Below are 15,373 nucleotides of genomic sequence, written 5' to 3' on the forward strand. Positions count from 1 at the left end.
GAGATGAATTATGTTGAGAGAAGCATCTGAACAAAGGATCAGATTGATCACCATTATGGCTTTTATATCCATTCCATTATCGGGGTTTGTTACAGATATATATCTGCCCTCCTTCCCCTCAATGGCTAAAGGAATGCATGTTTCTGAAAAAGACATACAGATTACCCTTACCTCCTATTTGCTGAGCTACGGAATTTCCCAATTATTCGTGGGAGGAATTTTGGATAGCATCGGCCGGTATCGCCCCAAGTTAATCGCATTGTTTTTATTGGTAATTACAAGTATTCTAATCACCATGACCAATAGCATTTTACTGATTTGCCTTCTCCGTATCCTTCAGGGGATAGCCGTATCAGTGCTGGTGGTCGCTACACGGGCAATTTTTGTTGATATTTATGACGCGGAAAAAGTAAAACATTATCTCAGTTATTTTACAATTGTTTGGTCCTTAGGTCCGATTCTCGCTCCTTTTCTTGGTGGATATCTGGAAAAATTATTCAACTGGCATGCTAATTTTTACTTTCTGGCTTTTTATGCCGGAGCCATACTGCTATTTGAATGGTTTTTTAGTGGAGAAAGTCTTCCACAAAAAAAGAAACTCAATTTTTCTGAAAACATCAGCTTGTATAAAATGATGCTCCGGAACCGTATTTTTATGCTGGGCATTATTATTTTAGGATTAAGCTACTCGATTGTTATGCTATTCAATATCACGGGTCCCTTTATTATCGAAAATACTTTCCATTTCACCCCTGTTGTTATCGGATACTGTACACTAATCCTGGGGTTCTCCTGGATGATCGGTGGATTTATCGGTAAAAAAAGAGTATCATTAGGCTTTAAAGCAAGAATACTGCAGCCTATCATATTACAATTAACTCTCATTACGGGACTCATTATTATAAGTTATTTTTCTGAAAGTTTATATATCATGATTCCTTTTGCATTTTTTATTCATATCTGTTCGGGGATTCTATTTACTTCATTCTTCACAACAAGTATGCTTTATTTCCCTAAGAATGCAGGGACTGCCGGTGGACTGATGGGAGGACTGGTGTATATTATTACTTCGGTTACAAGTTTCATTATCTCCGTAAGCGGAACTGTTAGTTTACAGAAAGATCTTTCCTGGCGGTATTTAATTATTGCAATAATCCTTCTGGGTATCATTCTTACCATGAACCACACTTTACAAAAAGAAAAAGCAGAGAATTGATCTCTGCTTTTTTATTTTCATACCTGCTGATTATAAAATGCCCCGAATCAAATTGTTGATGCCGGGAATACAATTGTTGGTGGATAATGTTTTATGCTAAAGAGTATATGAGTTAATATTGCACTGTCAAAATAAAATTATTGTAATTTCATAGAGAATACGGAAACTTATATTTCTTATTTCTCTATTTAATTAAAATGTAATTATAAAAAGCTCAAAATAAAGTATATTCATGATAACGTTCGCCAAAAAACAATGGAAGCAGATAATGATCATTCTGATGATCTATACGACGTGGAGTGTGGCGGCATTTCTATTTCTGATCCGACTACAGGGATTGGAGACCACCCTGAAACAATTCGGAACAGGAAGTCAGCTTTATATTAATTTTATTCATACTGTTGTAAAGGGAACCATTGTATACTATATTCTTATTTATCAGTTGTTGATCCCTCTAATAAAAACCAGAAACTGGAAGAAAGCAATTTTACAAGGGCTTTTATTCTTTACCATACTGACCATTTATGAATACATATGGAATTTCCAGATTCAAAACCCCAAACCCACAGATCCAAGTTACGTTTCACCCAACATATTCTTTCTCACTGCTGCATTACTTGATCTTGTTATCATTTTGATAGCCGTCTTTTTTGCCACGATAATAACTTCCAATGAAATGCGTAAACGTAAAGAAGAGCTGGAGAAAGAAAAATTAAAAGCCGAACTTGCCGCCATAAAATATCAGATCAATCCTCATTTTATTTTCAATTCGCTAAGTTTTATTTATACAAAAACCCTTAAAACAAGCCCGGAGGCAGCTCATGCAGTACATCTTCTTTCAGAAATTATGAGCTATGCTCTGGATGATTGGGATGAGCTTGGAACAGTGCCTCTTGCATTGGAAATTGATCATATGAAAAAAGTTATAGAAATGAATCAGATCCGGTTCAATCATATGCTAAAAGTAAAGTATCATCAACATATTGAAACCGATGAAGCTTACATATCTTATGTCCCGACTCTGGCATTGGTTACTTTGGTGGAAAACGCTTTTAAGCATGGGGAATTGAATGATGAAAAAAACCAGGTAACCATTGAGCTGGAAGCCACAAAAAATAAGATCTATTTCCTTGTCAGCAATAAAAAGAAGAAAGGTCCTAAAGAACCCTCAAAAGGAATAGGATTAAGCAATGTGAAGCAACGTTTACAACTCATGTACGGTGATAAGCATTCCTTTGCTGTTAAAGAAGATGAAAACTATTATTTAAATGAAATAACCATTAATCTTTAAACCATGATTAACTGTATTGTCGTAGATGATGAAGCCCACGCAATAGAATTGCTCACATTGCATATTGAGCAAACACCATTTCTGAAACTTGTAGGTTCTGCTATGAATCCGGCAGAAGCTTTACAAATTTTGAATACCACGGAAGTGGATCTCATTTTTCTCGATATTCAAATGCCGGGTATGTCAGGAGTTGAATTTCTACCATTACTAAATGACAGGTATAAAGTCATCCTCACTACCGCTTTCAGAGAGTATGCTTTAGACGGATTCGACCATAATGTTGTAGATTATCTGCTTAAACCAATTTTCTTTCCACGGTTTTTAAAGGCAGTACAACGGGCGCAGGAAATCATTTCTTTATCTACAAAAGATGCAGAAGACGATTTTATCATGGTTAAGACAGAATATAAAGGAAAACTAATAAAAATTAAAACTCAGGATATCATATATATAGAAGGAAAAGGAAAATATGTATGCTTTCATACCAGAGATGGAGAAGAAATCCTGGCATTATTAAATATCGGTGGACTTGAAAATAAATTACCAGGTGATCATTTTCTCAGAATACATAAATCATTCATTATTGCAATCCCTTTTATTATGATGATCCATGGAAATTTAGTCCAACTCGAATTTACTAAAAACCAGATACCAATCGGGCAGACTTACCGCGAATCTTTTATGAATCAAATGCTGGGTAAAGTAATTACCAATAAAAAAGAAGAAGGCCCGGAATAGGATTACGGACAATAAACCAATATATACACAAACAATCAATTTATAAATCAAAAAAAATGAGAAAATCATTATTAATCCAATCCGTTGGAGTTTTAGCCCTTTCAGCGGCAACATCATGTGCACCTTCCTATTTTGGGAAAACATATGCTGCCACCCAAAACGTAGATGTTTATTTTGATGCTGCTGATGTAAAAAGAGAGCATGAAACAATGGGGACAACAGAAATCAATCAAGGCTTCAGTTCCATGGATGCTATGCAGCAAAAAGCGATTGAATTAGGCAAGTCACGAGGTGCAGACGGCGTTATTATGAAGCTTACAGAAGAGGTTACGGGAAGTTCGAAAAGCGATTTTGGAAACATGAAGAAAGGAAGCAAAAACAATACTTATACCGGTGGGTCGGTAACCACTAACATGAAAGTAAAAAAGATACAGGCTACTTTCATTAAGTATAAATAAGCCAAATGTCCTTCATTCTTATCAGGCTGCTCCTCTGGCTTCTTTCGCAGGCTTTATTCTAAAGATTAGCTGCTTTTCATTTATTTTTTTAATCGTTCAACATTATTTAACAGTTTACAACAAAACTGCATGAAAAGTAATGCCCGAAAATTAATAAACGTCCCCCAGGCAAAACAATGAAAAGCACGTGAAGCCAGTAGAGCCAGCCGTGTATATGATAAAGCTCTCCTTATCGTTTAAATAGTCGTTTTCACTATAAACAATTCAGATTGTTTTCATCCGAAGTCACCTGTGGCTTCGGATTTTGATACAAAGACCTGTTCCTTTAATTAATAGATGATAGTACCATATATAGCTCATTTTGATTTTTCAGCTCCATCTTTTTATTGATCCTGTATCTTCTCGCTTCAGCTGCTCTGATTGTAGAATTGGCATATTGAGATATTTCCTTAATTCCAAAATTCATCTTCAGAAGCGTACAGAAGTTGATATCCGAAATATTCAGATCAGGGTATTTACTTTTCAGAGTAGGATAAAAATTAGGATATATTTTCTGGAACTCTATGTAAAATGCATTGATATCTTCTTTAGCTAAAAGTATCAGTTCTTTTGTATTTTCTGATTTTGCATTCGAGATGTTATCCTTTACAGTTTCCGTTTCAGCTTTTTCGAGGTTAATGATATCTGCCGGCACTTCATCTGGTATTTTATTCTGAATAGAATTATCCTCTTTATTTCCTTGTTTCTTTTTATAATAAAGGAAACCAAAAAGAGCTGCTAAGAGAATAACACCTGCACCAATAGCAATATTTGTTGGTTTTGATGACACCTCTTCTACATTGTCAGAAACCTTACCATTTATTTTATTAATAAAATTTACATCCCCTGATTTTTTCTTTACCAGATCAACGCTATCTATGATCCGTTTATACTTTTTTGAAAAATAAGTAGATTGTTCATAATCTTTCAATCCTTCATATGATTCAGCCATCATGGCATACACCTCATACTGCTCATATCGGTTATGATCTTTTTGGGAGTCCATAATAGCCCTTGAAAAATAACTAATAGCTGCAGGATAATTCCCGGATTCTTTTTCAACGATTCCTTTATTTATTAAATTCTGGATGATAAATCTATCGTCCGGAAATGAAGCAAGAAACTGATCTGTGATAGCGATATACTTTCTGGCTTCATCTACTTTTTTAAAGCGTGCCAGGGAACCGGCCAGGGACTCAAGTGTACAGATTGTGGTTACCTTCTTCAATCTGCTTTCATTACCTATTTTTAGACATTGTGAATAAGCAAGTTTTTTTAAGTCTGACAACCTCTTGCTTGGTACTTTCATTAAAATTTTCACTAATCGTCAATAGCTCAGCCTTTGCCACTGTGATGTGTATATCATTAACCAGCTTATCATTCTTTATAGTAACAAGTTTATTATACTCCTGACATTTATTTAAAATTTGTTTTGCAGCACTTAGGTGATCAAGCTGTAAGAGTAATTTATGATAAGATAACAAAATGCGACATATCATATTGTAATCATTTTGTTTTGTCGCCATATCTACACCTTCATTAATTTTGGCCAAAGCCGCATCAAAATCACCATTAAGTTGATATATCCTAACTTCTTCAAATATTGAATAAACTTGCCCAGGGTAAAATTTCTTTTCACGGGATAGATAATAAAGAACTATAGCATTCTTAAGCGTGAGTCCTGGATTATTATCTCCTGTTATATAATTTTTTTCCAACAACCGGCTTACACTATCAATTTCTTTACTGCTATTCTGTGCCCCGGTATTACTACAAAAAATAAAAAAAACAATAAAGAATGTGGATGTTTTTAATACTTTATTTATTAGCATGTTTCTAAATTAATTAAATATATACAATTGGTAATTATTTTACAGGACTTCTGACTGCTTTTCAGTACAACTCAATCCCTGTATATTTTGTGTATTTATATGTTTTTCCATTTAACCAATTTACATTTATGACCACAATCAATCATATAAAAAAAATGCACTTACACAAATATACATAAATTAACACATCTCTGCACAATAGGCGCTTTAAGGTTTGTTTATAAGTTTTTTCATTATAGTTTTGTGACAGGAAATTATTTAAATCAGAAAGTAAAATAAAACAACAAAAGATCAACTTCAATAAAGATCACTTTAAAAAAAAATTAACACAATCTCTTAATTTAACTTAAAAAAAAACACAAATGAAAAAAAAATTGCAGTTAAACGCTAAAAAATACATTTAATTACTGATCATCAAAAAATTTCAAGAAGATATATAGTTTTTCTAATAATAAGCAAAAAACACAAATGATGAGAAAAAGTAATAATAAGTCAGTTTTTTATAATTGATTATTCTTTGAAACTTCAAGATAATCATTAATTAGTGTTAATAGTTTTAAACTGTTTTTTATCCGGGGCCAATTGGTCCCGGATTTTTTTAATGACTATTTAAATAATAGTGTACGACTTTTCCCTAAATCAAAAGCACCTGTTATTTCGTTTTCTTACAATAAACGCGAACAACAAATCGGTAGCTTCGTTTATCAAAATATTTAAAAACAACATTATGAAAAAGTTTCTCTTTAGTGTTTTAGCTTTATTAACAGCGCTGCTCCTGATCATTGGCATATTAGAACTTACCAGTTCTTATAAAGTTTCAGAAGATATCAACCGAAATGCTCCTGTTCAGACCCAACAACATATCGCTATCCATGCTTCTCCGGAAAAGATATATCAGATCATGGGTGATGTTAATCATTGGTCTGCCTGGAATAAAGACATCCAGGATCCGGTAATGACGGTACCTTTTCAAAAAGGCAACAGTTTCGATTGGAAAAGTGGAGGTCTTACAATCAGATCCACCCTACACACTGCAATTCCTTATCGCAAAATCGGGTGGTCAGGTCCGGCATTCGGTGCTTTTGCGATTCACAACTGGACATTTGTTCCGAATGGTGTAAACACGACCGTTGTTGTAGATGAAAGTATGGAAGGGTGGCTTGTTACCATGATGCATAAAAAATTCCAGAGCCATCTGGAACATTCTTTACAGGAATGGTTAAGAAATCTAAAAATACAAGCCGAAAAATAGTTTTTTTAATAAAAAAAGCCATAATTATTCTACAGATAACGAATAATTAACAAAAATAATGACATTTAATTTTAAAATCTTTATATCTTTATAGTCTAATAACCTGTGTTATTATAATCTCAACAGTTTATATACCTCTCGCTTACCCGGGAGGTTTTATAAAACTGACTACTTCCACTCTGGATTACTACAAAGAATTTATCTCACCTGTTATGAAACAGGATATATAGCCTACCTCACATGCATTCTTGATCAATTTGAATTGCCTTTATGATTTTTTAAACTACTTTCGCTTTTCTGGTAATCCTGGCCAGCCATGCGGGGAAAAATCTTTTAAGAAAAACACCCAGAACTTCCTTGCCTCCTATCGCTTTCTGGTATTTTTTCTTTTCAATCGCACGAAGCATTTTTCTGGCAAAAACGTGAGCCGGCATACCATTTTGGGTTGCATTATCCATGGTTCCCTGTGAAGATCCGTCTCCGGTTACGGCATTCATTGAAATATTGGTTTGTATAAACCCCGGACAAATAATAGTTATCAGAATATTTTCTTTGTATAATTCTGCCCGAAGAGCATCAAAAAAGCCATGCAAAGCATGTTTTGCTCCCGCATAACCACTCCGCATCGGAGCCCCGAAAATACCCATAAGGCTTGAAACAACAGCAATCTGTCCTCTTCCATTCCTGATCATGTAAGGAATTGTTGCTTTGGTAAGGGCCACTGTCCCAATATAATCTATGTCTATCAGACGTTTATCAACTTCAATATCAGTTTCCATTGCCAGAGACCGCTGAGACAAGCCTGCATTGTTAATAAGAAGATCAATACTTCCGAATTTTCCAGCTGCCTCTGCTGCAACAATAGCCATATTCTTATAATTGTAAAGGTCCAGTGGTAATACCGCGTACCGATTTTTGGACAGCTTTGCTTTTTGCGCAACTGCTTCCAGCTGATCTTCTTTTCTGGATGAAAGAATTATTTTTGCTGTAGTCTTTGCAGCCAGCTCCATTACCAATGCTTCTCCTATTCCGGAAGAAGCCCCTGTGATCCAAACTGTTTTATCATCAAAGTAGGTGCTCATGATATTGTTCTTTATCTTATTTCAGCCCGGCAATATATTTTCCGGCTTTCATTCCTGAAAAAATACAGCCTCCTAAAAAGGTTCCTTCCAGGGCTCGATAGCCATGCATTCCTCCCCCTCCGAAACCTGCAACCTCCCCAGCCGCATAAAGTCCTTCTATTATTGTATCATCTTCTCTTAAAACCTGTCCATTCAGATTGGTCTTAATCCCTCCTAACGTTTTTCTTGTCAGAATATTAAGCCTTACCGCAATTAAAGGTCCGTTTCGTGGATCCAGTATCTTGTGTGGTGTGGCTACTCTTCCCAATTTATCTCCAAGGTATTTTCTGGTACTTCTTATGTAATTCACCTGTGTATCTTTTGAAAACGAGTTATCCAATTCTCTGTCCCTGGCTTCGATCTGAGATTTTACCTTTTCATAATCCAAAAGATGATCTCCGGAAAGTTCATTCATCCTTTTAATCAGATCCTGAAGATTATCCGATACAATAAAATCTTTTCCATGTTCTTTAAAAGCTTCCACAGGGCCTGGTGCTTTTTTCCCAAAGATTCTTTTTAAAAAAAGACTGTAATCCTTATTTGTAATGTCAGGGTTTTGCTCGGAGCCAGAAAGGGCAAACTCTTTTTTAATGATTTTTTGTGTTAAAATAAACCACGAATAAGAAAACCCGGTATCCTGTATGTATTTCAGGGTTCCCAATGTGTCAAACCCAGGTAAGAAAGGCGCTGGAAGCCTGTTTCCATTCGCATCAAACCACAGGGATGAAGGTCCCGGTAATATCCTGATCCCATGATCCGGCCAAATAGGATTCCAGTTTTGAAGACCTTCCGTATAGTGCCACATCCGATCCCTATTGATGATATCAGCTCCGGCATTTTCAGTAATCCCTATCATTTTCCCATCTACATAAGCAGGAACTCCAGATACCATTTTTTCAGGAGCTTTACCTAATCGTTGCGGCCAGTTTTTGCGCACCAGTTCATGATTAGCTCCTATTCCTCCGGAAGCAATAATAATATGGGGCGCACAGTATTTGAATTGTGAAACAACAATTCTGCTGGTTGCCTCACCTCTTTCTTTATTGTCATTTTCAAGAATGTCTCCTTCAATGCCTGTGACCTTACCATTTTCTGTAATAAGGCTGGTAACGCGATGCCTGAACCTCATTTCAAGAAGCCCTTTTGCTTTTGCTTCGTAAGCCTTTTCTACAAAAGGTTTTACAACCCCGGTCCCAGTGCCCCAGCTTACATGAAAACGAGGAACGGAGTTACCATGCCCATCCGCGGAGCCATCTCCTCTTTCTGCCCACCCCACCATGAACATCAGCTTAATTCCCATTTTAGAAATATAATCATACTTTTCGTTAGCTGCGAAATTCAGATAGGCTTCTGCCCATTGTTTCGGCCAGTAATCTTCTTTACGATCAAAATCTGCTGTTCCCATCCAGTCCTGTTTCGCCAGTTCATAAGAGTCCTTAATTCCTAGTCTTCGCTGCTGAGGAGAATTAATCAGAAAAAGACCACCAAAAGACCAGAATGCCTGTCCTCCGATATTCTGTTCTGTCTCCTGATCGAGCAATAATACTTTTTTTCCGGTGTTCGTTATTTCCATAGCAGCAGTAAGTCCTGCCAAACCAAAACCTACGATAATTGCATCTGGTTGAAATTCATTGTCCATTGGCGGTAAGTGTAACAAAATTCTATTAACTAAGATAATAGATTTTAACATTATAAAACGTCAATTATTTTCAGCTTTACTAATTTTATTCCACTTTTATTATGTTTTGAATATGATATGACAAAAGACTTTAATGATGTAAAAGTTGGGATTTAGAAGTAAAAAATATAACAAAAGAATGGGACCACTTTTGTTATAATACTTAATTTGATATAGTTAAATCCCTTATTATTCAAAAAATATTCGATAAAAAAACAGAAGAATAAAAAAATATATACCACACAACCACTTTAAACACGGGTTTTCCTGTATTTTCTTTATTTTTTACAAAATATTATTTCATATGCTCCGTTTACTATGCACGTGACTCATGTTTGAGTTTCATGGTTATTAGTTTTTATCCTCAACTTAGGTTGAGGATTTTTTATTATATTTGAACTTCTTGTGATTTAATCACATTTGTGTTTTTTTTTAGGCCTTCTCCGGAAGGCTTTTTTATTGTCTATCGCCCTACTGTTTCCCATTTCGGACTACTTATAATAAATAATAAGAGGCTGTCATTTAAGACAACCTCTTGTATTGGTTATTAGTAAATACCCCCGACAATCTAAATTTTAGCAAATTCGTTCAGTTTACTTACTGGTTAAGTTTCGGCTAAATTACAAAAATTCATTAATTAGTGACAAATTATTATCTTTAATCTACCATTAATAAATAGTTATGTAATTAATTTAATTCACTATAATATGAAATAAAAAGCATAATATTTACATTTTCTCATTAAAAATATTGGTTAAGCTTTTCCTCTTCAATATCCAAGAGAGATATTTACGAATTCATTTTTTGAAGGATATGTCTATTATCAGAATGATTACACTGAATAATCGGTATGAAATATGGATTACTCATTATTTATTAACTGGACTCTAACTAAAACTTGGAAAATTATTAAAAAATACTTTTTCAGGCACTCAGATATAGTCCTGGTTGCTACATTTAATCTAATCTTTTCATGATGATATTCTAATCTCTCGTTTGAATATCAAAAAAGTCTTGACTGAATACTTGCGGTAAGTTAAGATTTACTTTTGCTATGCTAATGGGTTTAATAAAACTATACGATGCTTGATTCAAAACTACATCTTTTTTTATTTAAAATTTTAAAGTTCCCTTTTCAAAAAGGAATTACTTTACAAAAAGTTTCGTGGAAGAACTTAGTTTTTATAAAGTCGTTCAATAATCAGCGATGAAAAATACTTCACCCCTGTTCTTATACTTTCTTCATCCACTTGAAAATTTGGAGAATGATTCATAGCAATCATTTCTTTTTCAAAGTTGGAACCTCCAAGGAGAAAATAGACACCCGGTATTTTTTGTTGAAAATAAGCAAAGTCATCATTAAAAAAAAGGAACCTGTCCATAATCAGGAGAAATTGCATTGATACCGTAAATATCACGAATGGTTTTTATTGCAGTGCCGGTTAGTTTTTCATCATTGATGACCGTAAGATTTTCTTGTATAAATGAAACTGAAATAAGCTGACTTTTATAAATATCCTCCACCAATCTTTTAACTTCAGGAATTATTTCCGGAACACGTGACGCATTGGTCTCATACAAATAAGCTTCGAGAAAGAAGTGGTCATTTTTAGAATAGACACTCAACTTATCGTCCATGAAGCGATAATCCTTAAAAATAGTATTAGGGTTTATCAATCCTATATTCGTATCTATTATATGCTGAATTTCCCATGGCTTACTTCCTGCGTTCATGCGGGACAAAGAGGTATGGATTTTCCCGGTTAAACTTTTTATCTCCTCTTTTGATAATTCTTTTTTTTAATTCAATTCGTATTCTTTTCTGATAAGCAAATACTTCATTCGGCTTCACTATTATTTCTCCTACCGGGAGAGCGGTTACGTGCAGACCATATATTTCATCAGGAGCTATTTTGGAAAATAAATTAGTATTCATCATTCCTTTAGCTCCCATAAAAGTTTCTTCTTCCGGTTGGAATACAAAGTAAACGGTTCCTTTTAAATATTTTTTATTTTTAGCAAGAACTTCAGCGATTCCCAAGCCGACCGCCATATGAACATCATGACCACAGCCATGTTGAATACCTTTTGTTTCTGATTTGAAAGGCTGCGGATCCGGAAAATCATTTGAAAGCGCATCCATATCGGATCTCCAGGCTATTTTCTTTCCTTCTCGTCCGCCTCTTAAAATTCCTACTACTCCATATCCATATATATCTGTTTTTACCTCAAGACCTAAGGCAATCAAATACTGTTTTAGCATCTTCTGAGTCCGAATTTCATGACCTGCCAATTCCGGATTTCTATGAAAATCTCTTCTGATCTCAACAAGTTTATTAAAAATTTTATCGGTTTCGAGCTGAATAGATTGATGGGAAAAAAAATCTTTTTTAGAGTTGGATATTACTGGCTTTTTCAGTTTTTGTGCAGAAACAGCAGGAACACTAAGGTAAATTAGGCCTAACAGGAGTTTTTTCATAGTAAAATTGATCTAAGTTTTTTGAAGAGTTAACGTTGATTATTATATATAATAAACAATCATTGCAATATTATCATTACAATTTACACACAAATTGCAACTAATAAAATACAGCCTAGAAAATAATCTCAGGCTGTATAATTATTTTAGAAACAGATATCAGTTATAAACGAAAATATTCATCCGCTTCTTGATAGTCTTAGTATTGTTCGAATGCAACAACATATGTTTCGTTTTCGGCTCCTGCCCCATTATTAAAACTATCAAACCCGTAAAAGTACCCCGCTTTTAAATCATTACTTCCCGGTATTACTCCATCTTTTGTAGAAATCTGAAACTGAAATCCCCATGGTCTTGTCCAATTTCCATTGTATGATAAAGCATTTGACCATGTATCCCAATTCGATGGAGTAAAGGTAACATTCTGCACACTTCCATTTGTGCTAGATCCAAACCACAATAAACTAGCATAATAAGTAACATCTGAAACTGGAGCTGACAATAATCTTACTTCAATATATGTATAGGAATTATCGCTATTGGCTCCAGGTGTTGTACCATTATAAGTTGCAAATCTGAACTCCAAATTCATGGAAGGCACTTTTAATGTTGGTTTATTAAAGCCATTAGACTGTAGATTCCTTCCTCTGTATTTTTGTTTTAACAATATGGAACCCGACTCATCGTCAGAAGGCTGATTTATTTTATCCCATTGCACTCCATCATTGACATATAAACCAGGACTCACATCATTTACTTTAGCAATGTTGTAGACAACCATACCTGCCACATGTTCGGACAAAGGAGATGGAGAATTTATAGATGATAATGCTAATCTTGGAGGTAAAAAACCTCTATTATCTGAAGTTAAATCAAGCACAGAATTCGAATTTGGTGTTGTTGTATTAATCCCAACTTGAGCAGTAAAAAATAAAGGATTAAAGAATAAAAACAATAATAATACGATACTAATAATCGGGTAATTTTTCATAATAATTTTTTTTTTAAAATTTATGTCCTACAAAATTATAGGCACAATTTTTGAAAATCGAATAGTTTAAAAAAAGATATGTTTCATTTTGTAAAAATTATAAAACACTTAAAATCAACCATTTTTAAAGTTTACATCTACGGAAATGATACATGATATTATTCAATGAAATTATCAAAACATCACTTTTATATAATTATATATTGTTATGCATGTACTCGCAGATGAAGTAAAAAATAAAATAGAAAAATTAGAATATTCTTTCGCTAAAAAAATCATATTCTTATTATTGGTGAAACAGTTCATCACATTGTTGTTTGATCTCTATTTGTGGGGGACCAAACACCTTTTTTATGATTTAATATTACTTTTAACAGTAGGGCCTTGTTATATTTTCACTTTAGTTTCTGGGGATTATAACTTTCAGAAAGTTGGAAAACTTACCTTGGCTTATCTTATGCTTTTAAATACTTTTCTGACCATTGTATATTATCAGAATTTTCCAAGTATTATTGTATATGTCTTTATATTTCCTATTGCATTGCTATTATTTTACAACGTAAAGAAAACAGTTTATATATCGGCCATTTTACTTACAGGTCTTCCATTAAGTATTATATTTAACTATTATTTTATAAAAGACAATATAAATATCAATGATATTCTTTACTATGAAGTTTCCAATACTTATATGATTGTCTGGGCATTTATCATCTTTACTGTTTGTTTATACTATGCAATTCAAATTCTTAGATTGAAATCTGTCTACATTTTCTTAATGGAAAATAATATAAGCGTAGAAGGTTTCTTCTTACTGGAGAAACAGAAAAAAATGAGATTGTTTAAGAATAAATATTCTGAGGATGAGCTTTCAATCACTATTTATGAAAAATTATTTAAAAAAAATTGAGCTGTTAATGCAAACTGAAAAACCATGGAAAAATCCGGAATATAGTCTCAAGCAATTAGCACGTGATGTGAATTCCAATACCCAATACGTTTCTACAACCATCAATAATTACACAAAAAATAATTTTAAAACCTATCTGAACGAGTTTAGATTAAATGCTTTTATTGCTTCCCTTGAAGACAAAAATGAAGAATTTTCAATGGAGGAAATATATCTTACTATAGGCTTTTATAACAGGTCAACTTTCAACAGAGTCTTTAAGTCTAAATTTAAAATGACTCCTCAGGAATATATTAACAGCAAGGAAATTTTGATTTGTAATGATGCATGAAAACTTTTTACAATTAATTTTTCAGATAATATTATTTAAAATATTTTTCAAAAAAAAATCAATATTTCTTTGTGAAAAATCCAGAGAAATCACACAAAGATTAGATAAAATAACTTCTCAATATTAGGATCTAAGGCACTAAAACCACATACAATTTAAAAATAAAACGTCCAGATCCATTATAGATCTAGACGCTCAATATATTCAATTTTCAATCTTTGAATACTTTTATAAAGTATTGAAAAAATTAGCGCTCAGTGACGCGAAGTTCTATTTTCTGATTAAAATAAGTTGAAATAGCTCAGATTTTAACCTCCTGCTTTTTCATCTGTGAAAAACTGAAAACCTGCCTTTTTCTCAATAAGCTGCATCGGATATAATTTGGGATTATATTCTCCATTGATTATCTCATTCAGCGCATGTCTTTTAGACTCCCCAAATGCAACAACCAGTATGTTATCTGCTTTATTGATCAATGGTGCCGTTAAAGTAATTCTGAACATTTCCTGAGGTTTCAGATAGTAAGCGGATACCCACTTTTCTTTTTCATCCAAAACATTTTCTCCCGGAAATAAAGAAGCCGTATGTCCGTCATCTCCCATTCCTAAAAGAATGAAGTCGAAAATACCGTCCGGCCCAAGAACTTTTCGGATCTGTTGTTCATATTCTTTAGCATACTCTTCAGGTGCTATACCTTCCTTATACATCGGAAAAACCTGGTCTTTGTTAACCGGAATCTTACTGAGAAGGGCTTCAAAAGTCATTTTAGCATTGCTTTTGTCATCATCTAAAGGAACCCATCGTTCATCAACCCAAAAGAAATACACTTTATTCCACTCAATCTTTTCTGCATATCCGGGAGTTGCCAGCAAGTTGAAAATAGCCTTAGGAGAAGAGCCTCCGCTTAGCGCGACAACAAATTTATCGTTTTTCTCTATTGATTTTTTTGAAAGATCAACAAAGGTATTTGCTGCTTTTTCATACAGCTTATCCAGATCTTCAAATATCGTAATATTCATTTTTTTCTTTTTAAATTA

General features: G+C 33.8%; 16 protein-coding genes. 7 read left to right on the forward strand and 9 right to left on the reverse strand.

Features of this window, described 5'->3' with window-relative positions; translation table 11 throughout:
• Window positions 1-10 precede the first annotated feature (10 nt).
• The 4 genes from ACJ5H0_RS04880 (at window position 11) to ACJ5H0_RS04895 (ending at window position 3,703) form a co-directional block, all read left to right on the forward strand.
• Window positions 11-1,216 (forward strand): MFS transporter, encoded by a 1,206-nt coding sequence (locus ACJ5H0_RS04880; RefSeq protein ID WP_273648278.1) that lies wholly within the window; start codon window positions 11-13, stop codon window positions 1,214-1,216.
• Between the two features lie 232 nt (window positions 1,217-1,448).
• Entirely contained in the window at window positions 1,449-2,507 is a 1,059-nt protein-coding gene (locus ACJ5H0_RS04885) for a sensor histidine kinase (protein WP_411247727.1), read from the forward strand.
• Window positions 2,508-2,510: 3 nt separating this feature from the next.
• Entirely contained in the window at window positions 2,511-3,245 is a 735-nt protein-coding gene (locus ACJ5H0_RS04890) for a LytR/AlgR family response regulator transcription factor (RefSeq protein ID WP_411247729.1), read from the forward strand.
• A gap of 56 nt (window positions 3,246-3,301) precedes the next feature.
• Complete coding sequence (locus ACJ5H0_RS04895) at window positions 3,302-3,703, forward strand: hypothetical protein (protein ID WP_172278750.1); 402 nt, start codon at window positions 3,302-3,304, stop codon at window positions 3,701-3,703.
• Between the two features lie 325 nt (window positions 3,704-4,028).
• Here ACJ5H0_RS04895 and ACJ5H0_RS04900 read toward each other — a convergent pair whose 3' ends face one another.
• Both ACJ5H0_RS04900 and ACJ5H0_RS04905 read right to left on the reverse strand, forming a co-directional pair.
• Window positions 4,029-5,030: a transcriptional regulator gene (locus tag ACJ5H0_RS04900; RefSeq protein WP_411247731.1), complete on the reverse strand. Its 1,002-nt coding sequence runs from the start codon at window positions 5,028-5,030 to the stop codon at window positions 4,029-4,031.
• Window positions 4,981-5,574 carry a hypothetical protein gene (locus tag ACJ5H0_RS04905; protein ID WP_411247733.1) on the reverse strand — a complete coding sequence of 198 codons (594 nt, stop codon included), beginning with the start codon at window positions 5,572-5,574 and terminating at the stop codon, window positions 4,981-4,983. Before ACJ5H0_RS04905 ends, ACJ5H0_RS04900 begins: the two co-directional genes overlap by 50 nt.
• Window positions 5,575-6,301: 727 nt before the next feature.
• Here ACJ5H0_RS04905 and ACJ5H0_RS04910 point away from each other — a divergent pair.
• A complete protein-coding gene (locus ACJ5H0_RS04910) occupies window positions 6,302-6,826 on the forward strand; it encodes an SRPBCC family protein (protein WP_411247735.1) in 525 nt (174 codons plus the stop codon).
• A gap of 278 nt (window positions 6,827-7,104) precedes the next feature.
• On the opposite strand, the gene ACJ5H0_RS04915 is transcribed toward ACJ5H0_RS04910, so the two are convergent.
• From ACJ5H0_RS04915 to ACJ5H0_RS04940, 6 genes are all read right to left on the reverse strand, one after another.
• The gene (locus ACJ5H0_RS04915; protein WP_411247737.1) at window positions 7,105-7,908 is read right to left on the reverse strand and encodes an SDR family oxidoreductase; all 804 of its coding nucleotides are present in this window, start codon (window positions 7,906-7,908) and stop codon (window positions 7,105-7,107) included.
• 16 nt (window positions 7,909-7,924) lie between these two features.
• On the reverse strand, window positions 7,925-9,586 hold the full coding sequence (locus tag ACJ5H0_RS04920; protein WP_411247739.1) for an FAD-binding dehydrogenase: 1,662 nt from the start codon (window positions 9,584-9,586) through the stop codon (window positions 7,925-7,927).
• 1,214 nt (window positions 9,587-10,800) lie between these two features.
• The gene (locus ACJ5H0_RS04925; RefSeq protein ID WP_411247743.1) at window positions 10,801-11,025 is read right to left on the reverse strand and encodes a M20/M25/M40 family metallo-hydrolase; all 225 of its coding nucleotides are present in this window, start codon (window positions 11,023-11,025) and stop codon (window positions 10,801-10,803) included.
• Window positions 10,985-11,359 carry a hypothetical protein gene (locus tag ACJ5H0_RS04930; RefSeq protein ID WP_411247746.1) on the reverse strand — a complete coding sequence of 125 codons (375 nt, stop codon included), beginning with the start codon at window positions 11,357-11,359 and terminating at the stop codon, window positions 10,985-10,987. Before ACJ5H0_RS04930 ends, ACJ5H0_RS04925 begins: the two co-directional genes overlap by 41 nt.
• The gene (locus ACJ5H0_RS04935; protein ID WP_411247749.1) at window positions 11,343-12,104 is read right to left on the reverse strand and encodes a M20 metallopeptidase family protein; all 762 of its coding nucleotides are present in this window, start codon (window positions 12,102-12,104) and stop codon (window positions 11,343-11,345) included. Before ACJ5H0_RS04935 ends, ACJ5H0_RS04930 begins: the two co-directional genes overlap by 17 nt.
• Before the next feature lie 199 nt (window positions 12,105-12,303).
• Window positions 12,304-13,095, reverse strand: coding sequence for a hypothetical protein (locus ACJ5H0_RS04940; RefSeq protein WP_273648288.1), 792 nt, complete (start codon window positions 13,093-13,095; stop codon window positions 12,304-12,306).
• Window positions 13,096-13,303: 208 nt separating this feature from the next.
• Here ACJ5H0_RS04940 and ACJ5H0_RS04945 point away from each other — a divergent pair, with 208 nt between their 5' ends.
• On the forward strand, window positions 13,304-14,005 hold the full coding sequence (locus ACJ5H0_RS04945; RefSeq protein WP_411247752.1) for a hypothetical protein: 702 nt from the start codon (window positions 13,304-13,306) through the stop codon (window positions 14,003-14,005).
• Window positions 14,006-14,012: 7 nt separating this feature from the next.
• Window positions 14,013-14,336, forward strand: a complete 324-nt coding sequence (locus ACJ5H0_RS04950; RefSeq protein WP_411247754.1) for a helix-turn-helix domain-containing protein — start codon at window positions 14,013-14,015, stop codon at window positions 14,334-14,336.
• A gap of 308 nt (window positions 14,337-14,644) precedes the next feature.
• On the opposite strand, the gene pgl is transcribed toward ACJ5H0_RS04950, so the two are convergent.
• The gene (pgl, locus tag ACJ5H0_RS04955; protein ID WP_411247758.1) at window positions 14,645-15,355 is read right to left on the reverse strand and encodes a 6-phosphogluconolactonase; all 711 of its coding nucleotides are present in this window, start codon (window positions 15,353-15,355) and stop codon (window positions 14,645-14,647) included.
• Between the last annotated feature and the right edge of the window lie 18 nt (window positions 15,356-15,373).

The organism is Chryseobacterium proteolyticum (assembly GCF_046591535.1).
GTDB lineage: Bacteria > Bacteroidota > Bacteroidia > Flavobacteriales > Weeksellaceae > Chryseobacterium > Chryseobacterium proteolyticum.